19 protein-coding genes, 1 tRNA gene and 1 pseudogene are annotated in these 24802 nt (G+C 70.7%); 14 read left to right on the forward strand and 7 right to left on the reverse strand.

Annotated features, from left to right (window positions below):
- Position 1: 1 nt before the first annotated feature.
- The gene (locus MRBLMG1_RS35965) at positions 2-142 is read right to left on the reverse strand and encodes an SPW_0924 family protein (protein WP_367828362.1); all 141 of its coding nucleotides are present in this window, start codon (positions 140-142) and stop codon (positions 2-4) included.
- A 156-nt stretch (positions 143-298) separates the two neighbouring features.
- Positions 299-2074, reverse strand: a complete 1776-nt coding sequence (locus MRBLMG1_RS35970; RefSeq protein WP_367828363.1) for a lytic transglycosylase domain-containing protein — start codon at positions 2072-2074, stop codon at positions 299-301.
- A 279-nt stretch (positions 2075-2353) separates the two neighbouring features.
- Between MRBLMG1_RS35970 and MRBLMG1_RS35975 the strand changes: the two genes are divergently transcribed.
- On the forward strand, positions 2354-3268 hold the full coding sequence (locus MRBLMG1_RS35975) for a DUF4184 family protein (RefSeq protein ID WP_367828364.1): 915 nt from the start codon (positions 2354-2356) through the stop codon (positions 3266-3268).
- Positions 3269-3500: 232 nt separating this feature from the next.
- On the opposite strand, the pseudogene MRBLMG1_RS35980 reads toward MRBLMG1_RS35975, so the two are convergent.
- Together MRBLMG1_RS35980 and polA are read right to left on the reverse strand one after the other, a co-directional pair.
- Positions 3501-4271: pseudogene (locus MRBLMG1_RS35980) on the reverse strand (serine hydrolase); the annotation flags it as partial.
- Positions 4272-4910: 639 nt separating this feature from the next.
- The gene (polA, locus tag MRBLMG1_RS35985) at positions 4911-7631 is read right to left on the reverse strand and encodes a DNA polymerase I (protein WP_367828365.1); all 2721 of its coding nucleotides are present in this window, start codon (positions 7629-7631) and stop codon (positions 4911-4913) included.
- Positions 7632-7767: 136 nt separating this feature from the next.
- Between polA and MRBLMG1_RS35990 the strand changes: the two genes are divergently transcribed.
- From MRBLMG1_RS35990 to MRBLMG1_RS36025, 8 genes are all read left to right on the forward strand, one after another.
- A complete protein-coding gene (locus MRBLMG1_RS35990; protein ID WP_367828366.1) occupies positions 7768-10050 on the forward strand; it encodes an FdhF/YdeP family oxidoreductase in 2283 nt (760 codons plus the stop codon).
- 74 nt (positions 10051-10124) lie between these two features.
- Positions 10125-10628 carry a PaaI family thioesterase gene (locus MRBLMG1_RS35995; RefSeq protein WP_367828367.1) on the forward strand — a complete coding sequence of 168 codons (504 nt, stop codon included), beginning with the start codon at positions 10125-10127 and terminating at the stop codon, positions 10626-10628.
- Between the two features lie 168 nt (positions 10629-10796).
- The gene (locus MRBLMG1_RS36000) at positions 10797-11243 is read left to right on the forward strand and encodes a hypothetical protein (protein WP_367828368.1); all 447 of its coding nucleotides are present in this window, start codon (positions 10797-10799) and stop codon (positions 11241-11243) included.
- Positions 11244-11710: 467 nt separating this feature from the next.
- Positions 11711-12949, forward strand: a complete 1239-nt coding sequence (locus tag MRBLMG1_RS36005) for a branched-chain amino acid ABC transporter substrate-binding protein (protein WP_367828369.1) — start codon at positions 11711-11713, stop codon at positions 12947-12949.
- Between the two features lie 113 nt (positions 12950-13062).
- Complete coding sequence (locus MRBLMG1_RS36010; RefSeq protein ID WP_367828370.1) at positions 13063-13995, forward strand: branched-chain amino acid ABC transporter permease; 933 nt, start codon at positions 13063-13065, stop codon at positions 13993-13995.
- Positions 13996-14000: 5 nt separating this feature from the next.
- Complete coding sequence (locus MRBLMG1_RS36015; protein ID WP_367828401.1) at positions 14001-15731, forward strand: branched-chain amino acid ABC transporter permease; 1731 nt, start codon at positions 14001-14003, stop codon at positions 15729-15731.
- A 5-nt stretch (positions 15732-15736) separates the two neighbouring features.
- Positions 15737-16828: an ABC transporter ATP-binding protein gene (locus MRBLMG1_RS36020; RefSeq protein ID WP_367828371.1), complete on the forward strand. Its 1092-nt coding sequence runs from the start codon at positions 15737-15739 to the stop codon at positions 16826-16828.
- On the forward strand, positions 16825-17541 hold the full coding sequence (locus MRBLMG1_RS36025) for an ABC transporter ATP-binding protein (protein ID WP_367828372.1): 717 nt from the start codon (positions 16825-16827) through the stop codon (positions 17539-17541). Before MRBLMG1_RS36020 ends, MRBLMG1_RS36025 begins: the two co-directional genes overlap by 4 nt.
- A gap of 95 nt (positions 17542-17636) precedes the next feature.
- Here MRBLMG1_RS36025 and MRBLMG1_RS36030 read toward each other — a convergent pair whose 3' ends face one another.
- Positions 17637-18293, reverse strand: coding sequence for an ANTAR domain-containing response regulator (locus MRBLMG1_RS36030; RefSeq protein WP_017238705.1), 657 nt, complete (start codon positions 18291-18293; stop codon positions 17637-17639).
- A gap of 93 nt (positions 18294-18386) precedes the next feature.
- On the opposite strand from MRBLMG1_RS36030, the gene MRBLMG1_RS36035 reads away from it, so the two are divergent.
- A tRNA-Leu gene (locus MRBLMG1_RS36035) sits at positions 18387-18469 on the forward strand.
- An 84-nt stretch (positions 18470-18553) separates the two neighbouring features.
- On the forward strand, positions 18554-19342 hold the full coding sequence (locus MRBLMG1_RS36040; RefSeq protein ID WP_367828373.1) for a transposase: 789 nt from the start codon (positions 18554-18556) through the stop codon (positions 19340-19342).
- Here MRBLMG1_RS36040 and pyk read toward each other — a convergent pair whose 3' ends face one another.
- Both pyk and MRBLMG1_RS36050 read right to left on the reverse strand, forming a co-directional pair.
- Positions 19343-20770, reverse strand: coding sequence for a pyruvate kinase (gene pyk / locus MRBLMG1_RS36045; protein ID WP_367828374.1), 1428 nt, complete (start codon positions 20768-20770; stop codon positions 19343-19345).
- 146 nt (positions 20771-20916) lie between these two features.
- Positions 20917-21600, reverse strand: coding sequence for an SIMPL domain-containing protein (locus MRBLMG1_RS36050; protein ID WP_367828375.1), 684 nt, complete (start codon positions 21598-21600; stop codon positions 20917-20919).
- A 158-nt stretch (positions 21601-21758) separates the two neighbouring features.
- On the opposite strand from MRBLMG1_RS36050, the gene MRBLMG1_RS36055 reads away from it, so the two are divergent.
- The 3 genes from MRBLMG1_RS36055 to MRBLMG1_RS36065 all read left to right on the forward strand — a co-directional run bounded on the left by MRBLMG1_RS36055 (position 21759) and on the right by MRBLMG1_RS36065 (position 24797).
- On the forward strand, positions 21759-23567 hold the full coding sequence (locus tag MRBLMG1_RS36055) for a bifunctional metallophosphatase/5'-nucleotidase (protein ID WP_367828376.1): 1809 nt from the start codon (positions 21759-21761) through the stop codon (positions 23565-23567).
- 204 nt (positions 23568-23771) lie between these two features.
- A complete protein-coding gene (locus MRBLMG1_RS36060) occupies positions 23772-24383 on the forward strand; it encodes a hypothetical protein (protein WP_367828377.1) in 612 nt (203 codons plus the stop codon).
- Between the two features lie 6 nt (positions 24384-24389).
- Positions 24390-24797 carry an SgcJ/EcaC family oxidoreductase gene (locus MRBLMG1_RS36065; protein WP_367828378.1) on the forward strand — a complete coding sequence of 136 codons (408 nt, stop codon included), beginning with the start codon at positions 24390-24392 and terminating at the stop codon, positions 24795-24797.
- Positions 24798-24802 lie beyond the last annotated feature (5 nt).

Raw genomic sequence — 24802 nt, forward strand, 5'->3', positions numbered from 1 at the left:
TCTACTTCTTGGCGCCGGGATCGGCGGTGAGCAGGGGCTTGGGCGAGGTGGGGCCGTCGGGCGGCAGATCGACCACGGACACGAGGAGGGCGAAGAGGAGGACTGGGGCGAGTCCGATGGCGGCGGCGACGAGGGCGCGCATGGTCGGCCTCCCGGGTGCGATCTGATAGGTCGTCAGGGCGGGGGCACCGTAGCAACGCGACCGCGAGATGAGAACACGTTGCACCCGGGTAACGCGGAGCGCCGCCCCGTCGTCCGGTGGGGACGGCGGGGCGGCGCGAAGGCGGGGACCGGCGGGTCAGGCCGTGGGCGAGGGGGTGGCCTCGGGCGAACCCGTCCCGGACGGCGTCGGGTCCGGGGTCGGCTCCGTCGTCGGAGGCGGCGTCGAAGGCGCCTCGACCTTGAGGGCGATGAAGACCTCTCCGCCGCCCGGCGTGGTCAGCCGGAGGTAGTACGTGCCCGCCTTGTCCCCGGCGAGCACCGTGTCGGGGGCGAGGGTGAGCAGCCCGTCGACGCCGGTGGTGAGGGTGACGGTACGGACGACCTTGTCCCCCTGCTTGAAGTACGGGCCCTCGGCGCTCTCCTCGGGGTCCGTGGCCGAGGTGACGATCTGCGCGGTGACGAGCACGCCGGGCGCGAGGGCACCCTTGTCGGTGGCCTTCACCTTGATCTGCGTCGTGAACGCGCCACCCGTCGTGGCCGACAGGGCTTCCTCGCCGACCCGGACGAGGGTGTCCGCCCGGCGCTCCGTGACGGTCGCGGCGAAATCGGCCGCGGCCAGGGTGCGGCCCACGACGGTGGCGCGCACGGTGAAGGTTCCCGTCCGCTCACCGGCCCAGAGGGTGGGAGAGGCCGCGAGACCTGCCGAGTTGGTGGTGACGGTGACGGCCGTCGCGCCGCCGACGAAGTGGGAGTCGGTCGCCCCGACGATCTCGAAGCGGACACCGACCCCGGCGACCGTCTTGCCCGAGGCGTCGAGCGCCACGACCCTGGGCGTTCCCGTGAAGGCGCTTCCGGTGGTCGCGGTCGGCTTCCCGTTGGCCACGATCGTGAGCCGCGTGACCTTCGCGGCCGGCGTGACGGTCGGCGGGGTGACCGGGGGCTTGGTCGGCACGGTCGGCGGCTTGACCTGTCCGGGACGGGTCTCCGACGGCTTCGGCTTCGGGGTGCCCGGCGCCGGGGTCGTCGGCGCCGGCGAGAGCGGTGTGCTGGGGAGGTTGCCCGGGGTCCGGCCGTCGCTGCGGTCGACCGGGAGGACTCCCGTGCCGTCCGGGACCTGGTGGGTGCCGCGCTGGTAGTACGTCACCCAGGTCATGACCAGGTTCAGGTACTCCGTCGAGCGGTTGTAGCTGAGGATCGCCCGGTCGAGATCGGCCTTGAGCGCGAGGTTGCGGTCGTTCGCGCAGAGGTAGAGGCCGGCGGCCTGCGCGGCGTCGTAGATGTTGTTCGGGTCCTTCTTGCCGTCGCTGTTGGCGTCCTGACCCCAGGTCGCCCAGGTCGACGGGATGAACTGCATCGGGCCGACGGCGCGGTCGTGGACCTTGTCGCCGTCGTAGGCACCGCCGTCCGTGTCCGAGATGTCGGCGAAGCCGACGCCGTTGAGGACGGGGCCGAGGATCGGGGTGAGCGTCGTGCCGTTGGCGTCGACCCGCCCGCCGCGCGCCTGCCCGGACTCGACCTTGCCGATGCCGGCCAGCAGCTGCCAGGGCAGGTTGCAGCCGGGGGTGGTCGAGCGTATCGCCTGCTCCGCGCGCTTGTACGCGGCGAGGACGGACGCGGGTATACCGGCCTCGGCGGGGCCGGTGATCACCGGCAGGTTGGTGCTCGCGCCGGGCTTGTTCGGCGTGTTCAGCGGCGGCAGTTCGGTGTAGTACGGGGAATCGCCGGTCGCGGAGCCTTCGCCCGACGGCGGAACGGTGTCACCAGCGCCGATCGCACGGTCCCCGCCGGTGTTGTCCGCAGGCGGCGAAACGGCCTCCGGTGCCTGCGAGGCCGCCAGCGCGGCGACCGCCGCGGCCACCACCACACCGCTGGTGGCCCCCTTGCGCAGCCGATGGCCGATGTGCGCTGCCATACCCGTGGTCCCCTCCCCGTCGACTCGAGTCCCGCGCTCCCCGCGCGCGACCTCTGGCGACCCTATGCCAACTCCAGACCGCCGAACACCGGCCGCTGACCGGGTTTCACGGTTTCGTCACCTCTGCGCCGCCTTACGAACGGCCGCCTTTCGTTACGAACGGCCGCCTTTCGATCCGGCGCCACGGAGGACGGGAACCGACCGGCTGCCCGGGGGCCTCTTGCACTGCGGCCGCTCCTGCTCTCCGGCCGCCACCACCGGATCCGAGGGGACCTCCCGTTGCCGTTCACCCTGAGTCATGCCGCCGCCGTGCTGCCCGGGCTGCGCCGGAACGGGACCGCGCGCGGGCCCCTGGTCGCGTCCGCGCTCGTCGCGGGCTCCTTCGCCCCCGACATGACCTACTTCGCCGCCACCGCGGCGCCCGGCGCGATGGACCTCGGGGCGGTCACCCACTCCCCCGTCGGCATCGTCACCGCCGACGTGCTCGTCACCGCCGCGCTCGTGGGCCTGTGGCTGATCGTCCGTGAACCGCTCGTGGCGCTGCTGCCCGCCCGGTGGCGCGGACCGGTGTACGGGCTGGCCCGGGGGCGCCCCTGGCGGGACCGGCACCCGGCGGCGCTCGCCGGGTGGTTCTTCCTCTCCGCGGTGATCGGCTCGGCGACCCACGTGGGGTGGGACTCCTTCACCCACCTCGACCGCTGGGGCACCCAGGCGATCCCCTTCCTCGGCGAGGTCGTGGCCGGGTTCCCGGTCTACCTCTACGCGCAGTACGGGAGTTCGGCGCTCGCCCTCGGTCTGCTGGCCTGGTTCGGCGTGCGGGCGCTGCGCTCCTCCGGCCCCGGCGTCGGCCTGCCGGCCGGGGTGCCGGTGCCGGGCCGGTCCGGTCGGCTCGTCGCGGTCGGCCTGATCGGCGGCTGTGTGCTCGCCGGCATCGTCCACCGGGTGCTGCGCTGGGCCTCGTACTGGGGCTGGGACCGGATCGAGACACCGCTCGACATCATTCCGACGGGCTGTTTCGGGGCCGGCGCGGGGCTCGCCGTCGGACTCGTGCTGTACGGAGCGGGGGCGCGGCTGCGGGGAGGAGACCCTGAGCGGTCCCGGGAGCGGGTCCCTGCGGAGGCTCCTGCGGGACCGGGCCGGCAGGGTGCGGATCCGGCTCGTCGTGGGGAACGCTCCCGTCAGGGATCTCGCTGATCCTCTCGGGCGGGGTGAATCCGCGGACGGCGGTGCCGCCGCCGGCGAGCCTTCGGTGCACGGCGAGGGCGACCCCCTCCAGCGTGCGGACGCCGTAGCGCATGGTGGGGTTGTCGTGGCTCAGGAGGGCGATCCGGTAGTCGATCGCGGGGGCGTCGGTGGCGGTGGTGCCGGTGGTGCCGGTGGTGGCGGTGGTGCCGGTGGCTGTGGCGGTGGCGGTGGCGGGGCGGACGATGCCGATGCTGTGGACGCGCCAGCCGTGGGTCTTGCGGGGCAGCCAGCCGTTCTTCAGGTGGACCTTGACCGTGCGGGGGGCGCCCGCGGTGACGCCCCATGCCTGGTCGCGGCCGACCTGGCCCATCAGGGTCAGGGCCTCGGCACGGCGGGAGACCGCGGCGAGCACGGCCAGTTGGTCGCGGGCGGTGGTCCGGGTGAGGCCCCAGTAGCGGTCGTGGCCGAGGACGGTGTCCTGGGCGCCGGCCTCGCGCAGCACCCGGTTCAGCCGGGCGCGGGACAGGCCCTGCCAGAGGTCCGTGGCCGCGGTGTTGTCGGAGCGCGTGATCATCGCCTTCATCCGCTGGGCCTCCGTGCGGGTGGGCGCCCGGCCGAGCTCCTCGGCGCGGCCGAGGACGGCCTGCAGGATGAGGACCTTCGCGACGCTGGCGGAGTCGTACGCCAGTGTGTCGCCGAGCCGGCAGCGCAGTCCGCGCCGGACGTCGTGGACGGCGACGGAGACGGTGCCGTCGCGGTCCTCCAGCGCCGCCGCGATGTCCTGGGAGAGGCGGGCGGCGAGGGCGGGGGCGCGGGACGAGGTGCAGAGGGTGGGGGCGGTGCGGTGGGCGTGGGCGTGAGCGTGGGACTGGGCGTGGGACTGGGCGTGGGCCTGGGCCTGGGCCTGGGCGGGGGTGCCGGTGGCGCCGGTGGCGCAGAGGAGGGCGGTGAGGAGGGCGGTGAGGAGGGCGGCCCAGGTGCGGAGGTGGGGGTGGGGGCGGCTTGCGATCATGCTGCCCAGTGTCGGGAGCGGGGGGCGTGGGGGCTCGCGCTGGCTGGTCCACCTGGTCGCATGCCGGCGGGTGGGGGCTCTCGTGTGGGGGGTTTCGTGGTGCGGGTCCAGGACCGGGCGCCGTGCCGGGGGTGCGGGTTCGGGCGCGGCAGCCTGGGCCCGGCTGGGGGCGCCGTCCCGTGTGCCCACCCGTCCCGCCCCAGCGGGACGATTGCCCACACGGGGGTGGGCGCAGCCCGTACGGGGGTAGGGCCGGGCGGGCGCACCCCGTGCGGGGGTAGGCGCGGGCGGGCGCAGCCCGCACGGGGAGGTGGGCGCGGGCGGGGCGCAGCCCGTACAGGGGGATTCGGGGGCGCCGCCCGCCCCGGGGGATGCACAGGCGCCGCCCACACCCGGGGGTGGGAACCTGCGGGCGCCGCGCACACCCCGGAGGGTAGGCCCGGGCGGCCCCCACTGGGGCGGTAGGAACCGGCAGGATCCGGGCGCACGGCGAGGGGGACGGGCGCCGCCCTCACTGGGGCGGTAGGAACCGGCAGGATCCGGGCGCACAGCGAGGGGGACGGGCGCCGCCCCCCGCTGGGGCGGTAGGAACCGGTGGGTTCCGGGGGCGCAGCGAGGGGGCGGGCGGGGGGGGTGGGGTTAGTGGGCGGCGGAGTCCCAGTTGGGGCCGATGCCGACGGAGACGTCGAGGGGGGCGCGGAGGTCGGCGGCGCCGGACATCTGCTCGCGGAGCAGGGCCTCGACCTGGTCGCGCTCGCCGGGGGCGAGTTCGAGGACGATTTCGTCGTGGACCTGGAGGAGCATCCGGGAGGCGAGGCCGGCGTCGGTGAGGGCGCGGTCGACGTTCAGCATGGCGACCTTGACGATGTCGGCGGCGGTGCCCTGGATCGGGGCGTTGAGCGCCATCCGCTCGGCGGCCTCGCGGCGCTGCCGGTTGTCGCTGTTGAGGTCGGGGAGGTAGCGGCGGCGGCCGAGCATGGTCTCGGTGTACCCGGTGGCGCGGGCCTCGTCGACGACGCGGTGGAGGTACTCTCGCACCCCGCCGAAGCGCTCGAAGTAGGTGTCCATCAGGCCGCGGGCCTCGCCCGGGTCGATGTTCAGCTGCTGGGAGAGGCCGAAGGCGGAGAGGCCGTAGGCGAGGCCGTACGACATGGCCTTGATCTTGCGGCGCATCTCGGCGTCGACGGCGGACCGCTCGACGCCGAAGACCTGGGAGGCGACCGTGGTGTGGAGGTCCTCGCCGGAGGCGAAGGCCTCGATGAGGCCCTCGTCCTCGGAGAGGTGGGCCATGACGCGCAGCTCGATCTGGCTGTAGTCGGCGGTCATGAGGGCCTCGAAGCCCTCGCCGACGACGAAGCCGTGCCGGATGGCGCGGCCCTCGTCGGTGCGCACCGGCACGTTCTGCAGGTTCGGGTCCGTGGAGGAGAGGCGGCCGGTGGCGGCGACGGTCTGGCTGAAGGTGGTGTGGATCCGGCCGTCGGCGGCGACGGTCTTGATCAGGCCTTCGACGGTGGAGCGCAGCCGGGCCTGCTCGCGGTGGCGGAGCATGATCACGGGCAGTTCGTGCTCGGTCTGGCCGGCCAGCCAGGCGAGCGCGTCGGCGTCCGTGGTGTAGCCGGTCTTGGTCTTCTTGGTCTTCGGCAGGTTGAGCTCGCCGAAGAAGACCTCCTGGAGCTGCTTGGGCGAGCCGAGGTTGAACTCGTGGCCGACGGAGGCGTGCGCCTCCTTCACGGCCTGCTGCACGGCGCCGCCGAACTGCTGCTCCATGGCCTCCAGGTGGTCGCGGTCGGCGGCGATGCCGTGCCGCTCCAGGCGGGCGAGGAGGGCGGAGGTGGGCAGCTCGACGTCGTGGAGGAGCCCGCGGGCCCCGACCTCGCCGAGTCGCTCGTCGAAGGCGTCGGCGAGGTCGAGGACGGCCCGCGCCTGGGTCATGAGGGCTTCGGCCTCGGCGGTGTCGTCGGCGCCGAAGGCGAGCTGGCCGTCGGCGGCGGCCGCGGGGGCGAGCTCGCGGCCGAGGTACTCGACGGAGAGCGCGTCGAGGGCGAAGGAGCGCCGGCCGGGCTTGACGAGGTAGGCGGCGAGGGCGGTGTCCATGGTGACGCCCGCGATGCTCCAGCCGTGCTCGGGGAAGACCCGCATGGCGCCCTTGGCGTTGTGCATGACCTTGGGGCGGGCGGCGTCGGAGATCCACGCGGCCCAGGCCTGCTCGTCGGCCTCGTCGAGGGCGCTGGGCTCGAACCAGGCGGCGGCTCCGCCGGCGGCGGCGAGGGCGATCTCGGAGACGTTCCCCGTGCCGAGGGCCCAGCTGTCGACGGTGGCGATGCCGAGCGGCTGGGTGCCGTGCTCGGCGAGCCAGGGGGCGAGCTCGCCCGCGCCGAGGACGGTGCCGTCGAGCTCGACGCCCGCGGCGGGCGCGGGGGCGGCCTCCTCCGCGGCGCCGGGGTCGACGGCGAGGAGCCGCTCGCGCAGCGAGGGGTTGCGGATCTCCAGGGTGTCGAGGACGAGCGCGACGGCCGTGCGGTCGTACGGCTCGCGGGCGAGGTCCGTCACCGTCTTCGGCAGTTCGACGTCCCGGACCATCTCGGTCAGGCGGCGGTTGAGCCGGACGGACTCCAGGTGGTCGCGGAAGTTCTGGCCGGCCTTGCCCTTGACCTCCTCGGCGCGCTCGACGAGCTCGGCGAAGGAGCCGAACTGGTTGATCCACTTGGCGGCGGTCTTCTCGCCGACGCCGGGGATGCCGGGGAGGTTGTCGGACGGGTCGCCGCGCAGGGCCGCGAAGTCGGGGTACTGGGAGGGGGTCAGGCCGTACTTCTCCTGGACCTTCTCCGGGGTGAAGCGGGTGAGCTCGGAGACGCCCTTGGTGGGGTAGAGCACGGTGGTGCGGTCGCTGACCAGCTGGAAGGAGTCGCGGTCGCCGGTGACGATCAGGACGTCGAAGCCCTCGGCCTCGGCCTGGGTGGCGAGGGTCGCGATGACGTCGTCGGCCTCGAAGCCGTCGACGGCGAAGCGCGGGGCGTGCATCGCGTCGAGGAGCTCGCCGATCAGCTCGACCTGCCCCTTGAACTCGTCGGGGGTCTTGGAGCGGTTCGCCTTGTACTCGGGGAACTCCTCGGACCGCCAGGTCTTGCGGGACACGTCGAACGCGACGGCGAAGTGCGTGGGCGCCTCGTCGCGCAGGGTGTTCGCCAGCATCGAGGCGAACCCGTAGATGGCGTTCGTCGGCTGCCCGGTCGCGGTGGTGAAGTTCTCCGCGGGCAGCGCGAAGAACGCGCGGTACGCCAGGGAGTGCCCGTCCATGAGGAGGAGTCGCGGGCGGTCCGCTTCGGTCTTCTCGGTCTTCTTCGATGCTGTCTCGGCCACGGGACGATCCTCCCACGGCCCACTGACACTCCCGGTCGCGCGGCCCCGTCCCCGGCGACCTGCGGGCCGGGCCGCGGGTGGTCCGTGACAGGATCGAACGCGTACGCCACAGGAATACCGCTCAAGGGAGAGCGCGATGGTCAGCAAGCCGCCGGCCGGTGATCCGGTACAGGACGCACCGCAGGTCACGCCGCCGCAGCGAGCCGCAGCGGGCCTGCCCGCCATCGGGCACACCCTGCGGATCGCACGGGATCAGATGGGCCTCGGTCGCACCGCCCGGACCCTGCTCAAGGTCAACCAGAAGGACGGTTTCGACTGTCCGGGCTGCGCGTGGCCGGAGGAGGACAAGCGGCACGTCGCGGAGTTCTGCGAGAACGGCGCGAAGGCGGTCGCCGAGGAGGCGACGCTGCGCCGGGTGACCCCGGCGTTCTTCGCCGCGCACCCGGTGGCGGACCTGGCGACCCGCAGCGGGTACTGGCTGGGGCAGCAGGGCCGCATCACCGAGCCCATGCTGCTCGCGGAGGACGGCGAGCGGTACGAGCCGGTGACCTGGGAGCGGGCGTTCGCGATCATCGCGGAGGAGCTCCGGGCGCTGGCCTCCCCCGACGAGGCGCTGTTCTACACCTCGGGCCGGACCAGCAACGAGGCCGCGTTCCTGCTCCAGCTGTTCGCGCGCGAGTTCGGCACGAACAACCTGCCGGACTGCTCCAACATGTGCCACGAGTCCTCGGGCTCGGCACTCACCGAGACGATCGGGATCGGCAAGGGCAGCGTCTCCCTGGAGGACCTGCACCGGGCCGACCTGATCATCGTGGCCGGGCAGAACCCGGGCACGAACCATCCGCGGATGCTGTCGGCCCTGGAGAAGGCGAAGGCGGCGGGCGCCCGGATCATCTCGGTGAACCCGCTGCCGGAGGCGGGTCTGGAGCGGTTCAAGAACCCGCAGACCCCGCAGGGCATGCTCAGGGGCGCCGCGCTCACCGACCTCTTCCTCCAGATCAGGATCGGCGGCGACCAGGCCCTCTTCCGGCTCCTCAACAGGCTGGTCCTGGAGACGGCCGGGGCGGTCGACGAGGAGTTCGTACGGGAGCACACGCACGGTTACGAGGAGTTCGCCGCGGCGGCCGGCGCGGCCGACTGGGACGAGACCCTCGCCGCGACGGGGCTCGACCGCGCCGACATCGAGCGGGCGCTGGAGATGGTGCTGGCCTCGGAGCGGACGATCGTCTGCTGGGCGATGGGACTGACCCAGCACAAGCACTCGGTGCCGACGATCCGCGAGGTGGTGAACCTGCTGCTGCTGCGCGGGAACATCGGGCGGCCCGGCGCGGGCGTGTGCCCGGTGCGCGGCCACTCGAACGTGCAGGGCGACCGGACGATGGGCATCTTCGAGCGGCCCGCGCCGGCCTTCCTGGACGCCCTGGACAAGGAGTTCGGGATCGTCTCGCCGCGCCACCACGGTTTCGACGTGGTCCGGTCGATCCAGGCGCTGCGCGACGGCGAGGCGAAGGTGTTCTTCGCGATGGGCGGCAACTTCGTGGGGGCGACGCCCGACACGGAGGTGACGGAGGCGGCGATGCGCAACGCGCGGCTGACCGTCCACGTGTCGACGAAGCTGAACCGCTCACACGCGGTGACGGGCCGGCGTGCGCTGATCCTGCCCACGCTGGGCCGGACGGACAAGGACGTGCAGAAGAGCGGCCGGCAGGTGGTGACGGTCGAGGACTCGATGAGCCTGGTGCACGCCTCGCGGGGCAACCTGCCGCCGGCGAGCCCGCACCTGCTGTCCGAGCCGGCGATCGTGGCCCGGATGGCCCGGGCCGTCCTGGGCGACGGGTCGGCGACTCCCTGGGAGGCCTTCGAGGCCGACTACGCCACGATCCGTGACCGGATCGCGCGCGTGGTGCCCGGCTTCGAGGACTTCAACGCCCGGCTCGCGGCGAACCCGGGCGGCTTCGGTCTGCCGCACGCCCCGCGCGACGAGCGCCGCTTCCCCACGGCGACCGGCAAGGCCAACTTCACGGCAGCGCCCGTCGAGTACCCGCGGGTGCCCGAGGGCCGCCTGCTGCTCCAGACGCTCCGCTCGCACGACCAGTACAACACCACGATCTACGGTCTGGACGACCGCTACCGGGGCATCAAGGGCGGCCGCCGGGTCGTCCTCGTGCACCCCGACGACGCGGCCGCGTTCGGCCTCGCCGACGGGGACTACACGGATCTGGTGAGCGAGTGGACGGACGGCACGGAGCGGCGGGCGCCCGGCTTCCGGGTGGTGCACTACCCGACGTCCCGGGGGTGCGCGGCCGCCTACTACCCGGAGACGAACGTCCTGGTGCCGCTGGAGTCGACGGCCGACGTCAGCAACACCCCCGCGAGCAAGTCCGTCGTCGTCCGTCTGGAACAATCGGTTTCCGCCTAAGCGTTTGCTCAGGCGGTCGCGCGATCACGCGACCCACGATCAGCAGCCGTACGCAGACGAACGGAGCCGGACCCATGGGCGAGCAGCAGCACGTGAAGTTCCCGCAGGAGGTCATCGACGAGTACGCGGCGCTGGGCGTCGACCTCCCGGCGCTCTTCTCGGCCGGACACCTCGGGAACCGGATGGGCGTCCAGATCGTGGAGGCCTCGGCCGACCGGGTCGTCGGCACCATGCCCGTGGAGGGGAACACCCAGCCGTACGGGCTGCTGCACGGCGGCGCGTCGGCGGTCCTCGCCGAGACCCTGGGCTCGGTCGGCTCGATGCTGCACGGCGGGGTCTCGAAGATCGCCGTGGGCGTCGACCTGAACTGCACCCACCACCGCGGCGCGCGCAGCGGCCTGGTGACCGGCGTGGCGACCCCGGTGCACCGCGGACGGTCCACCGCGACGTACGAGATCGTGATCACGGACGAGCAGGGCAAGCGGGTCTGCTCCGCCCGGCTGACCTGCATGCTGCGGGACGTCAACCCCCAGGACGCCGGGAACCTGCCGACGGCCGGGCGGGCCAACGAGGCCTGACCGAAGCCCGATCGAAGGGGGGCGGTGCGTGAGCGCACCGCCCCCCTTCGGCGTATGCGCACCAACTCCCGCAGCCCCGCGCCCTCTTGCCCCGCACGGGTCGACACGCTTCACTGGCTGACCGCGCCCCGGAGAACACCCGATCCGTCACCCAGCGAGGGAACTCCCGTGACAGGAAGCCGAGTCGGCCCGACCGGATACCTCCTTGCCGCGGCCCTGACCGGATGCCTCGTGACCCTCACCGCCGGCTGCGAGCGCGCCCCGGAGCCGGCACCGGCACCCAGCACCGGCTCCCCCTCGGCGCACGCGAGCACGCCCGCCGACATCTGCACGAGCCTGGTGTCCTACTGGGTCAAGGAAGCCCTCGAAGGCAGCATGTGGGCCGGGCTCGACTGGGAGCAGAAGGGCCTCTCCAACGAGCAGTACGAGATCCACGACGACGTTCTCGCGGCGGCCAGGGCCGAGGAGCGGCGCGCGGGCCGCGAGGCGGCCACGGCGTTCGCCGACCGGGAGTCGCGTCGGCGCTGCGAGGCGGCGAAGGGTGCGACCGGAAGTTCGGAGAACTGGCGCCCGCCCGGGCAGCGGACGACTCCCCCGGCGTCCCCCAGCGGCTGATCTCGGCCACGCCGGCCGTCACACTCCGTAACATTGGCGCAATGTACGGGCCCGGTGCCGCCCGCGGGCGACGACGGATCTTCGTCCGCTCACATCAGAGGCCATCTCCGCTATCCGGAGACCCTCACAGGGCCGCCGTCAGGACCGTGATCCGCTCAAGCCCCTTAGCGGAACTGGGGATTCTCACGATGTGAACACCGCGCTACAGGCCCATTTGCCCCCATTTGCCCCTGCGCCGCACACCGTCTCCCCCCGTCGGCATAACAAGACAGTCACATCCTGACCTCGGCGCTCCCCGACCCTCCCCACCTGCGCCTAGAGTCACGGCCAGTCACCGCGCCGCCGGGCGCTTCCACTGCACGGCCCGCATCACCCCGTACGGCCCGGCATCGAAACGGCACCTCTAGCTACACAGCTTCACGGCACCGCCTCAGCTTGAGGGGGCCGCGCCAGGGAAAGGATTCTTCGTGCGACACCGTTCACTGCTCATCCTCACCAGCGTGCTCACCACGGGAGCGCTCACTCTCACCGCATGCGGTTCGCGTGACGACAAGGGCGGCAGCGACAACAACGCGGACGGTGGCGGCGTGACCGTCGTCATCGGCGTCGACGCGCCGCTGACCGGTTCCCTCTCCGCGCTCGGCCAGGGCATCAAGAACTCGGTGGACCTGGCGGTCCAGACCGCCAACAAGAACAAGGAAGTCCCCGGCGTCACCTTCAAGATCGAGGGTCTCGACGACCAGGCCGTCCCGGCCTCCGGCCAGGCCAACGCCACCAAGCTCGTCGGCAACAAGGACGTCCTCGGCGTCGTCGGCCCGCTGAACTCCGGCGTCTCCCAGCAGATGCAGGGCGTCTTCGCCGCCGCCAACCTGGCGCAGGTCTCCCCCGCCAACACCAACCCGGCGCTGAGCCAGGGCGACAACTGGGGCAAGGGCGAGTTCAAGCGCCCCTTCCCGACCTACTTCCGCACCGCCGCCACCGACGTGGTCCAGGGCAAGTTCGCCGCCCAGTACCTCTTCAAGGACGCCGGCAAGAAGAAGGTCTTCGTCGTCGACGACAAGCAGACCTACGGTGCGGGCCTCGCCGCGATCTTCTCCGACGAGTTCAAGCGTCTCGGCGGCCAGGTCGTCGACACCGACCACGTCACCGTGAAGGAGACCGACTTCTCCTCCACCGCCGACAAGGTCAAGGCCTCCGGCGCCGACTCCGTCTACTTCGGCGGCCAGTACCCCGAGGGCGGCCTGCTCTCCGACCAGATCAAGAAGACCGGCGCCAAGATCCCCGTCATGGGCGGCGACGGCATCTACGACCCGGCCTTCATCAGCGCCTCCGCCGAGGCCAACGACGGTGACCTCGCCACCTCGATCGGCTACCCGGTCGAGAAGCTCGACACCGCCAAGAAGTTCATCGAGGACTACAAGGCGGGCGGCTACAAGGACCCCTACGCGGCCTACGGCGGCTACTCCTACGACGCCGGCTGGGCGATCATCCAGGCCGTCAAGGCCGTCGTCGCCGCCAACAACGGCAAGCTGCCCTCCGACGCCCGCGCCAAGGTCACCGAGGCCCTGGGCAAGGTCTCCTTCGACGGTGTGACCGGCAAGGTCTCCTTCGACGAGTTCGGCGACACCACGAACAAGCAGCTCACGGTCTACAAGGTCGAGGGCGGCAAGTGGATCGACGTCAAGAGCGACACCTTCAACCAGTAGTCACCTCCCCGGTACCCACCCGGGAACCCCGCACCACATGAACCATCCCGCGCGAGGGCGCAAACAGCGCCCTCGCGCGGAGTCATATCCGACAAGCTCATCGGAGGCCTGCGGTGAACGAACTGCCGCAACAGCTGGCCAACGGCCTGGCCCTCGGTGCCCTCTATGGCCTCATCGCCATCGGGTACACCATGGTCTACGGCATCGTCCAGCTCATCAACTTCGCCCACGGCGAGATCTTCATGATCGGGGGCTTCGGAGCCCTCACCACCTACACCGCTCTCCCGAGCGGCACGTCCCTGCTGGTGGCGATACCGCTCATGATCGTCGGTGGCGCGATAGCCTCCGTGGCCGTCGCCACCGCCGCCGAGCGGTTCGCCTACCGCCCGCTGCGCAGCGCGCCCCGGCTGGCACCGCTCATCACGGCGATCGGCCTGTCCATCGCACTCCAGCAGCTCGTCTGGCAGTTCTACCCGGACGCCAAGAAGGCCGTCAGCTTCCCCGAGTTCAAGGGTGACGCCTTCAAGATCACCGAGAGCCTCTCGATCCAGCGCGCCGACGCCTTCATCCTCGTGCTCGCGCCGCTGTGCATGCTCGCCCTCGGCGTCTTCGTCTCCAAGAGCCGCAGCGGCCGGGCCATGCAGGCCACCGCGCAGGACCCGGACACCGCGAAGCTGATGGGCATCAACACCGACCGCATCATCGTCATGGCCTTCGCCATCGGTGCCGCGTTCGCCGCCGTCGCCGCCGTCGCGTACGGCGTCGACAAGGGCCAGATCAACTTCGAGATGGGCTTCATCCTCGGACTGAAGGCCTTCACCGCCGCCGTCCTCGGTGGCATCGGCAACATCTACGGCGCCATGGTCGGCGGCGTCGTCCTCGGCCTCGCCGAGGCCCTCTCGATCGCCTACATCGAGGACATCCCCGGCATGCAGCAGCTCGGCGGCGGTGCCTGGTCCAACGTCTGGGCCTTCGTCCTCCTCATCCTCGTACTCCTCGTGCGGCCCCAAGGCCTGCTCGGCGAACGCGTCGCGGACAGGGCGTGAGCACCATGACGAGCATCGACAAGACGACCGCGGCGCCCAAGCCGGCGCTGCTGCACTGGGCCATCGTCGGCGGCAGCCTCGCCACCGTCGCCAGCGCCTTCCTCGCCTGGACGTGGACCACCGCCTTCCCCGGCAACCTCACGATCTACGGCAACCCCGCCCCGCTCCAGCTCCTCACCCTCGTCGGCGGCGTCCTCACCGCCCTCCACGCGCTCTCCGCGCTGGGCGTCAAGGGCCTCCGCTGGCTGACCCCCACCGGCACCCGCAAGGCGCTGTGGATCCTGGGCCTCGGCACCTTCGCCACCACCGCCTTCACCGCGATCTCGATCGTCTGGGAGCTCGGCGCCGTGGTGGACCTGGAGCCCGGCGCCGGTGTCGCCGTCCTCGTGTCCGCCGTACCCGCGGTCGCCGCCTACCTGCTGCCCGACGACACCCGCAAGGCGGCCCCCGCCAAGCGACTGCCCTCCTGGGCCGAAATCCTCGTCATCGTCGCGGTGTTCGCCCTCGGACTCTTCGTCGTCACGTTCGGCATCGACACCGACGACTCCGAGCCGCAGCTCTTCATCGCGTACCTGATCCTCGTCGGCTTCTCGGCCACCGCGCTGGTCAAGTCCGGTCTGACCCAGCGGCTCTCCGGCATCACGGCGCGCAACCGCCAGGTGACCGTCACGGCGGCCATCGTCATGGCGATCGCGTTCCCGTTCATCCAGCAGAGCGGCGACACCTACACGCTGATCGCGGTCAACATCCTGATCTTCGCGACCGTCGCCCTCGGCCTGAACATCGTCGTCGGCCTGGCCGGTCTGCTCGACCTCGGATACGTGGCCTTCCTCGGCGTCGGCGCCTACACGGCGGCCCTGGTCTCCGGCGCCACCTCGTCGGCGTTCGGCGTCCAGTTCCCCTTCTGGGCCGCCGCCCTCACCGGCATGGCCGCCTCGCTGGTCTTCGGCGTCGTGATCGGTGCCCCGACCCTGCGGCTGCGCGGCGACTACCTCGCCATCGTGACCCTCGGCTTCGGTGAGATCTTCCGCATCGCCATGGGCAACCTGGACGGCACGTCGGGCCCGCAGATCACCAACGGCCCGAACGGCATCCCGAACATCCCGCAGCTGGAGTTCTTCGGCTACAACTTCGGCGAATCGCACACCGTGCTCGGCGTCGAACTCGGCGCCTACGCCAACTACTACCTGCTCATGATCCTGATCATGCTGCTGGTCGTGGTCGTCTTCGCCCGCGCCGGCAACAGCCGCATCGGCCGCGCCTGGGTCGCGATCCGCGAGGACGAGACCGCCGCCACCGCCATGGGCATCAACGGCTTCCGGGTCAAGCTCGTCGCCTTCGCCCTCGGCGCGGCCCTGGCCGGCCTCGCGGGCACGGTGCAGGCACACGTCAACACGACGGTGGTCCCGGAGAACTACGTGTTCGCCGGCCCCGTCCCGCCGAACTCCGCCTTCCTGCTCGCAGCCGTCATCCTCGGCGGCATGGGCACGATCAGCGGCCCGATCGTCGGCTCCGCGCTCCTCTTCCTCATCCCCGCCAAGCTGTCCTTCCTCCAGGACTACCAGCTGCTCGGCTTCGGCATCGCCCTCATCCTGCTGATGCGCTTCCGCCCCGAGGGCCTCATCGCCAACAAGCGGGCGAAGCTGGAATTCCACGAGAACGACGACCAGGTCGCCGTACCGGAACAGCGACAGCCCGAGGACACGGGCGTCGGTACGGCCAAGGCAGGGGCGTGAAAGCCATGACGACCACCACCACCGAAACCGCGACCGGCACCGTCACGGCCGCGCCGGTCCTCGAAGCCAGCGGCGTCACCATGCGCTTCGGCGGCCTGACCGCCGTCCGCGACGTCGACCTGACCGTCCGCGAGGGCGAGATCGTCGGCCTGATCGGCCCCAACGGCGCCGGCAAGACGACCTTCTTCAACTGCCTGACCGGTCTGTACGTCCCCACCGAGGGCAAGGTCAGCTACAAGGGCACGGTCCTGCCGCCGAAGCCGCACCTGGTCACCCAGGCCGGCATCGCGCGTACCTTCCAGAACATCCGCCTCTTCTCCAACATGACGGTCCTGGAGAACGTCCTCGTCGGACGTCACACCCGGACCAAGGAAGGCCTCTGGTCCGCGCTGCTGCGCGGCCCGGGCTTCAAGCGAGCCGAAGCCGCGTCCCGCGAACGGGCCATGGAACTCCTGGAGTTCGTAGGCCTGGGCAGCAAGGCGGAGCACCTGGCGCGCAACCTGCCCTACGGCGAGCAGCGCAAGCTGGAGATCGCCCGCGCCCTCGCCAGCGACCCCGGCCTGCTCCTGCTCGACGAGCCCACGGCCGGCATGAACCAGAGCGAGACCCGCACCACCGAGGAGCTCGTCTTCGCGATCCGCGACCGCGGCATCGCGGTCCTGGTCATCGAGCACGACATGAAGTTCATCTTCAAGCTCTGCGACCGCGTGGCCGTCCTCGTCCAGGGCGAGAAGCTCGTCGAGGGCACGTCCGAGGTCGTCCAGGGCGACGAGCGCGTCGTCGCCGCGTACCTGGGCACCCCGTACGAGGAGGCACCCGGCGCGGCGGAGGTGGCCGAGGTCGAAGCCGCCGAAGAGGCCGCGGAGGCCGTGGCCGAGGCCGCCGAAGAGGCCGCGGAGGCCGCCGAAGAGGTCGCCGAGGCCGCCCAGGCCGAGACGACCGAGGCGACCGAGGCGACCGAGGACGAGGCGACCGAGGACGAGGCGACCGAGACGGCGGAAGAGCCCGCCGACGAGGCCCCCGAAGCCGACGACACCCCCGCCGACGAGGCTCCGGCCGCCGACGCGGACAGCACCACCGAAGGAGACTCGAAGTGACCGCACTTCTGGAGGTCGAGGACCTCAGGGTCGCCTACGGCAAGATCGAGGCCGTCAAGGGCATCTCCTTCTCCGTCGAGGCGGGCCAGGTCGTCGCCCTGATCGGCACCAACGGCGCCGGCAAGACCACGACCCTCCGCACCCTCTCCGGGCTCCTCAAGCCGACCAGCGGCACGGTCACCTTCGACGGCCAGGTGCTCAACGGCATCCCGGCCCACAAAGTGGTCTCGCTCGGCCTCGCCCACTCCCCCGAGGGCCGGCACATCTTCCCCCGGCTCACCATCGAAGAGAACCTCCAACTCGGCGCCTTCCTCCGCAGCGACAAGGCCGGCATCGAGAAGGACATCCAGAAGGCCTACGACCTCTTCCCCATCCTGGGCGAGCGTCGCAAGCAGGCCGCAGGCACCCTCTCCGGCGGCGAGCAGCAGATGCTGGCGATGGGCCGGGCACTCATGTCCCAGCCCAAGCTGCTCATGCTGGACGAGCCCTCGATGGGCCTCTCCCCGATCATGATGCAGAAGATCATGGAGACCATCGCGGCCCTGAAGTCCGAAGGCATGACGATCCTGCTCATCGAGCAGAACGCGCAGGCCGCGCTCTCCCTCGCGGACTACGGGTACGTGATGGAGGTCGGCACCGTGAAGCTGTCCGGCACCGGTCAGGACCTGCTCGTCGACGACGAGGTGCGCAAGACGTACCTCGGCGAGGACTGACCCCCGGCCCGCACCACTCATGACGGAAGGCCCGCCCCACAACGCTGTGGGGCGGGCCTTCTTCCGTTCGCCGTACGAGGGTTGCGGCGGGACTACTACTGCTGCTCCCGGGCCGCCTTCTTCTCCTCGGCGTCCTCGATGACGGCCTCGGCGACCTGCTGCATCGACATGCGGCGGTCCATCGAGGTCTTCTGGATCCAGCGGAACGCGGCCGGCTCCGTCAGCCCGTACTGGGTCTGCAGGACGGACTTGGCACGGTCCACCAGCTTGCGGGTCTCCAGGCGCTGGGAGAGGTCGGCGACCTCCTTCTCCAGCGCGCGCAGCTCCGCGAAGCGGGAGACCGCCATCTCGATGGCCGGCACCACGTCGCTCTTGCTGAACGGCTTCACCAGGTAAGCCATCGCGCCGGCGTCCCTGGCCCGCTCGACGAGCTCCCGCTGCGAGAAGGCGGTGAGCATGAGGACCGGGGCGATGGACTCGCCGGCGATCTTCTCGGCGGCCGAGATGCCGTCCAGGACGGGCATCTTCACGTCCAGGATGACGAGGTCGGGGCGGTGCTCGCGGGCGAGCTCGACGGCCGTCGCGCCGTCTCCGGCCTCGCCCACGACCGTGTAGCCCTCTTCCTCCAGCATCTCTTTGAGGTCGAGGCGGATGAGGGCCTCGTCCTCGGCGATGACGACGCGGGTCGTGAGCGGCGGGACGTGCGACGCCTCGGCGTCGTCGGCGGGCTGGGGCGACTCGGGGGCGGTCACGGGGGCTCCTCGTTGCGGGGCAGTGCGCTGCACTAGGAAGCCTACCTAGCTGCTGGCCGGGCCAGTGACCGGGTACACTCCGAGTGGCAATCTGCCGGGTTGGTGGAATGGCATACACGGATGTCTCAAACACATCTGCCCGTGAGGGCTTGCGGGTTCGAGTCCCGCACCCGGCACAGCATCTGAAGCGGACGTTCACCTTCGCGTGAATGTCCGCTTTTTGCTGCACACGGCGACGGTTCATTGCACAGAGTAATCGCATGATCTTTCACAGCACTGAAGTGCGACAGCGGGCGGTCGCGCTCCTTCGAGGCGGCGCCAGGAACGCGGACGTGGCTCGCGAACTCAATGTCCCGAAGGGCACGATCAGCTACTGGAAGCACGAGGATCGCGCGAAGCGTGGCGAGTGCCCGGGCAGGCGCAGCCCCTTGTGTCCACGGTGCGACGGGCGCAAGCTCGACGGAGGCGCGTACGCGTACCTGCTGGGGCTCTACCTCGGTGACGGTCACATCGCCCATAGCCCAGCTATGCGGGTTCCAAGCCTCTCCATCTCGTGTACCGACACCTGGCCGGGGCTTATCGACGCCTGCGTGCGAGCCATGCATTCCGTCCTGCCTGGCAATCACGCATCGAAGGTGCAGCGGCAAGGGTGCTCAGACGTCAAGATCACTTCCCAACACCTCGTATGCCTCTTCCCTCAGCACGGTCCCGGTAGAAAGCACGAGCGCCACATCGCCCTCGAAGCCTGGCAACAGGAGATCGTCGACCTGCACCCGTGGGACTTCATCCGGGGACTAATCCACTCCGACGGGAGCCGGATCACGAACTGGACGACCCGGCTCATCGGCGGCGAGCGGAAGCGATACGAGTACCCCCGCTACTTCTTCACCAACTCGTCCGCCGACATCATCGGACTGTTCACCGACGCCCTCGACCGCGTGAGCGTCGAGTGGAAGCCAGCGAACCAGTCGCGTACCGCGCAGAACATCTCCATCGCCCGCAAAGCCTCCGTCGCGCTCATGGACCTGCACGTCGGGCCCAAGCACTGACTACGTCAGCGACTCCCCGATGTGGTGGACCCGCACCAGGTTCGTCGAGCCGGCGACGCCCGGTGGGGAGCCGGCCGTGATGACCACGATGTCGCCGGGCCGGCAGCGGCCGATCCGCAGGAGCTCTTCGTCGACCTGGGCGACCATCGCGTCCGTGGAGTCGACGTGCGGGCCGAGGAAGGTTTCGACGCCCCAGGTGAGGTTGAGCTGGGAGCGGGTGGCCGGGTCCGGGGTGAAGGCGAGCAGGGGGATCGGCGAGCGGTAGCGGGAGAGTCGCTTGACCGTGTCGCCGGACTGGGTGAAGGCGACGAGGAACTTGGCGCCGAGGAAGTCGCCCATCTCGGCGGCGGCGCGGGCGACGGCGCCGCCTTGGGTGCGGGGCTTGTTGCGGTCGGTGAGCGGCGGGAGGCCCTTGGCGAGGACGTCCTCTTCGGCGGCTTCGACGATCCGGCTCATGGTGCGGACGGTCTCGATGGGGTAGCGGCCGACGCTGGTCTCGCCGGAGAGCATGACGGCGTCGGTGCCGTCGATGACGGCGTTGGCGACGTCGCTGGCCTCGGCGCGGGTGGGCCGGGAGTTGTCGATCATCGAGTCGAGCATCTGGGTCGCGACGATGACCGGCTTGGCGTTGCGCTTGGCGAGCTTGACCGCGCGCTTCTGGACGATCGGCACTTGTTCCAGGGGCATTTCGACGCCCAGGTCGCCGCGGGCAACCATGATGCCGTCGAAGGCGGCGACGATCTCTTCGATGTTGTCGACGGCCTGGGGCTTCTCGATCTTGGCGATGACGGGGAGTCGGCGGCCTTCCTCGTCCATGATCCGGTGGACGTCTTCGATGTCCTGGGCGCTGCGGACGAAGGAGAGGGCGATGACGTCGGCGCCGATGCGCAGCGCCCAGCGGAGGTCTTCGATGTCCTTCTCGGAGAGCGCGGGGACGGAGACGGCGACGCCGGGGAGGTTGAGGCCCTTGTGGTCGGAGACCATGCCGCCCTCGATGACCTGGGTCTTGACTCGGGGGCCCTCGACGGAGGTGACCTCCAGGGTGACGCGGCCGTCGTCGACGAGGATGCGTTCGCCGGTGGTCACGTCGGTGGCGAGGCCGGAGTAGGTCGTGCCGCAGCAGTGGCGGTCGCCTTCCGTCGGCTCGACGGTGATGGTGAACTCGTCGCCACGTTCAAGGAGTACGGGGCCTTCGCGGAAGCGGCCGAGGCGGATCTTCGGGCCTTGAAGGTCGGCGAGGACTCCGACGCTACGGCCGGTCTCGTCGGCGGCTTTGCGGACGCGCTGGTAGCGCTCCTCGTGCTCGGCGTGGCCGCCGTGGCTGAGGTTGAGGCGGGCCACGTCCATTCCGGCCTCGACCAGCGCCTTGATCTGGTCGTATGTTTCGGTGGCGGGCCCAAGGGTACAAACGATTTTCGCTCGGCGCATGAGGCGAGCCTAGGGCTTACCCACCAGTAGGAAGTTGGCTGGGCATGACTACTCAACAACCTTTCCGTGAAAGGTTGTTGACAAGTCTTGAATCTGTGCGCAGGGGTGCTCCGATGAGCGTTTTCCGCGTGCCCGGGCCGGGTGTCTCAGAGTGCGGGCGGTCGCATCGTGAAGCGGGCCACGACCTCGGCGGTGACCGTCTGGCGCTGGGGTTCGAGGTCGAGTGCCGGGGTCTCGCCGGCTGCCTCGGCGGAGTAGGCCACGGCCGCCGCGCCGAAGCCGGCGCGGCGCGGCGTGGGCGGTTGGGCGAGGCCCGCGTCCGACAGTTCGAGGAGTGAGGCGAGCGAGGTGCCCAGCGCCGCCGCGTAGGCGCGTGCCCGTTGGACCGCCTCGTCGACGGCGAGGCGGCGTGCCTCCGCGTACGCCGGGGAGGCGGGGCGTAGGTCCCACCAGGGGCCCTCGACGCTGGTCATGTCCAGGTCGGCGAGTCGGGTGACCAGCTCGCCGAGCGCGGTGAAGTCGGTCAGTTCGGCGGTCACCCGCACGCGGCCCGTGTAGGCGTGTACTCGCTCTCCGCGTCCCTTTCGGGTCAGTTCGGGGGCGAGGGAGAAGCTGCCGGTTTCCAGCTTTTCGACCGTGTCGCCGAGCGCCTTGACCAGGTCGAGCACGTGTGTGTTGCGGCGGGTGAGGTCGGCGAGTGTCTCGGCGCGGTCGGTGCCCCGTGCGGAGACCGTCAGCCAGATGCGGGCGAGCTCGGGCTCGACTTCCAGGCGCCCCTCGCCGCGCACGGTCACCTGGGGGGCTTCTGGGGTCGCGTGTTCTTGCGTCACGTCCTGATCCTCCGTGTTCGTTGGCGATCGTCCACCGAACACTTTCCCACTCCGTAACCCGAAAGGTCTGTTGCCGACGTGAAGGTCTGGGCCAGAATCTACGCGCGTTGTGCACCACGTTTGGGTGCGGGCGCCACAGAACCAAAGGGGAGAGACACATGCCGCTGAACCGCAGGACGTTCCTGGAGCGCTCGGCCGCCGTCGGGGCCGGTGCGGCCGTCGCCGGGGCCGCCGCCGCGCCCGCCGAGGCCGCCGAGGTCGCCGCCGCGGGCCGTCCGCGTCCGCAGAAGCGGTACTCCTTCACCGTGATGGGCACGACCGACCTGCACGGCAACGTCTTCAACTGGGACTACTTCACGGACAAGGAGTTCGACGACAAGGCCCACAACGACGTCGGCCTCGCCAAGATCTCCACTCTGGTCGAGCAGATCCGTGCCGCCAAGGGGCGCCGCAACACCCTGCTCATCGACGCCGGCGACACCATCCAGGGCACCCAGCTGTCGTACTACTACGCGAAGGTCGACCCGATCACGCAGACCGGCGGTCCGGTCCACCCCATGGCGCAGGCCATGAACGCCATCGGCTACGACGCGGCCGCGCTCGGCAACCACGAGTTCAACTACGGCATCCCGGTGCTGCGGAAGTTCGAGGAGCAGTGCGACTTCCCGCTGCTCGGCGCCAACGCGCTCGATGCGAAGACCCTGCGTCCGGCGTTCGCCCCGTACAGCATGCACTGCCTGCGTACCCCGCACGGCAAGGATGTCAAGGTCGCGGTACTGGGCCTGACCAACCCGGGCATCGCCATCTGGGACAAGGCGAACGTCACCGGCAAGATGGTCTTCCCCGGCCTTGAGGAGCAGGCGGCGAAGTGGGTGCCGAAGCTCCGTTCGATGGGCGCCGACGTGGTCGTCGTCTCGGCGCACTCGGGCTCCAGCGGCACGTCGTCGTACGGTGACCAGCTGCCGTACGTCGAGAACGCGGCCGGGCTGGTCGCCGAGCAGGTGCCGGGCATCGACGCCATCCTCGTCGGCCACGCGCACACCGAGATCGCCGAGTACCGGATCGCCAACAAGCAGACCGGCAAGGAGGTCGTCCTCTCCGAGCCGCTGAAGTGGGGCCAGCGCCTCACCCTGTTCGACTTCGACCTGGTGTGGGAGAAGGGCCGCTGGACCGTCGAGAAGGTCGGCGCGCAGGTCCTGAACTCCAACACGGTGGCGGAGGATCCGGAGATCACCGGGCTGCTGGCGGACGAGCACAAGAAGGTCGTCGCGTACGTCAACCAGGTCATCGGCACCTCCACCGCGGCCATGGCCACGACCGACGCGCCGTGGAAGGACGAGCCGATCATCGACCTGATCAACGTGGTCCAGGCGGACACCGTGAAGGCGGCCCTCGCCGGCGGCGCGTACGCGGGTCTCCCGGTCCTCTCGCAGGCCTCGTGCTTCTCCCGTACGGCCCGGATCCCGGCCGGCGAGATCAGCATCAAGGACGCCGCCGGCCTGTACCCCTTCGAGAACACCCTGGAGGCGCGTCTTCTGACGGGCGCCCAGTTGAAGGACTACCTGGAGTACTCGGCGAGGTACTACGTCCAGACCGCGCCGGGCGCGCCCGTGGACACGGCGGCCCTGACCAACGCGGGCGGGACGCCGGACTACAACTACGACGCGGTGTCCGGTCTGACGTACGAGATCGACATCGCGAAGCCCGCCGGGCAGCGGATCGCCGGCCTGTCCTTCGAGGACGAGCCGGTCGACCCGGCGGCGAAGTTCGTCCTCGCCGTCAACAACTACCGGGCGAGCGGCGGCGGTGCGTTCCCGCACGTCGCGGGTGCTCAGCAGCTGTGGGCCAACTCGGACGAGATCCGCAACACCATCATCCAGTGGGTGAAGGCGAAGGGGACGGTCGACCCGGGCACCTTCGCGTCGGTGGACTGGAAGCTCACGCGGGACGGTGTGCCGGTGTTCTAGGTCTTTCGCCGGGGGCAGGAGCCGGTGCGGTACGTCACGGCCCCTGCCCCTGCCCCGACCGGAAGGGTCGCCACATTCCCGATGGCGACCGCTCTGCCCCCAGGCGGGCGGTATTCGACCGAGACCGGGTAGAGACCCGGGGTTCATACGCTCCAACTCGCTTTGAACGGCCACCATTCAGCGAGGAACGGAGACAAACCGACCGTGTCCGAACCGGACGAATACCGCAGTGCCCCGACCGTACTGATGTGTCACCAGGCGCTCGACGAGTTCCTCACCGTCGCCGTCGGGCAGTACCAGCTCATCACTCCCGAGGCGCCGCTTCCCTGCTTCGCGCTCCTCCTCGGCAGCGCCGAGGGCGGCACGCTCCATGTCGAGCACGTCGCCTTCGGCCGTAACGCGCGCACCTCGGACCCGGCGGCCCGCAGGGAGTTCAGCGACGCGATCGTGCCCCGGTTCGGGGCCGCCTACGAGAACGAGCACCGGGGTTGGTGGGTCGACTCGGCCGATCTGCTCAAGATCTCGAAGAAGGCCGACGCCCTGGGGCTCGACCTGCTGGGTTCGATCCACATGCATCCGGACTGGCACCGGATAGGCCCGCCCGGAGAGCGCGAGTGCGTCCTCAGCGAGCGACCGACCCCGATGGACCAGTACGTCTTCGGCAACACCGCGTGGCCCATCAACATCATCTGCTACCTCGAACGCCGGGGTGACGTCTTCTATCACGCCCTCGCGGCCTGGGCCCCGCCGGCAGCGGGACACCAGTGCACCGAGATCCCGCTGCGTGTCCGCACCAGAACTCCCGTGGGGATGTGATCCGCCATGACCACACATGACGACGACTCCGGCATCCGGGCCCTGTGGGCCGGCATGGCCCGCGGCTGGGCGGCGGGCGATGCCGTGCTGTTCGCGGCGGGTTTCGCGGAGGACTGCGACTTCACCACCGTACGAGGGGAGAAGCCGCCCGGCCGGGCGGGCATCGAGGCCGGTCACGACCGGCTGTTCCGGACGTCGTACGCGGCGACCCTCCTCGACGCCCGGATCCGCGCCATCCGGTATCTGCGGCCCGATGTGGCGACCGTCGAGGCCGAGTCCACGATCCTCGGCGCCGACGAGGCGGTGCTCGCCACCACGCACGCCCTGGCCGTCGTCGAGCGGACCGACGGCGGAGACGGCCCCGTCTGGCGGATCATCGCCTTCCACAACATGGTTCCGGCGGCCGCCAGGTGACGACC

The sequence above is a fragment of the Streptomyces sp. LMG1-1-1.1 genome (assembly GCF_040815545.1).
Classification (GTDB): Bacteria; Actinomycetota; Actinomycetes; order Streptomycetales; family Streptomycetaceae; genus Streptomyces.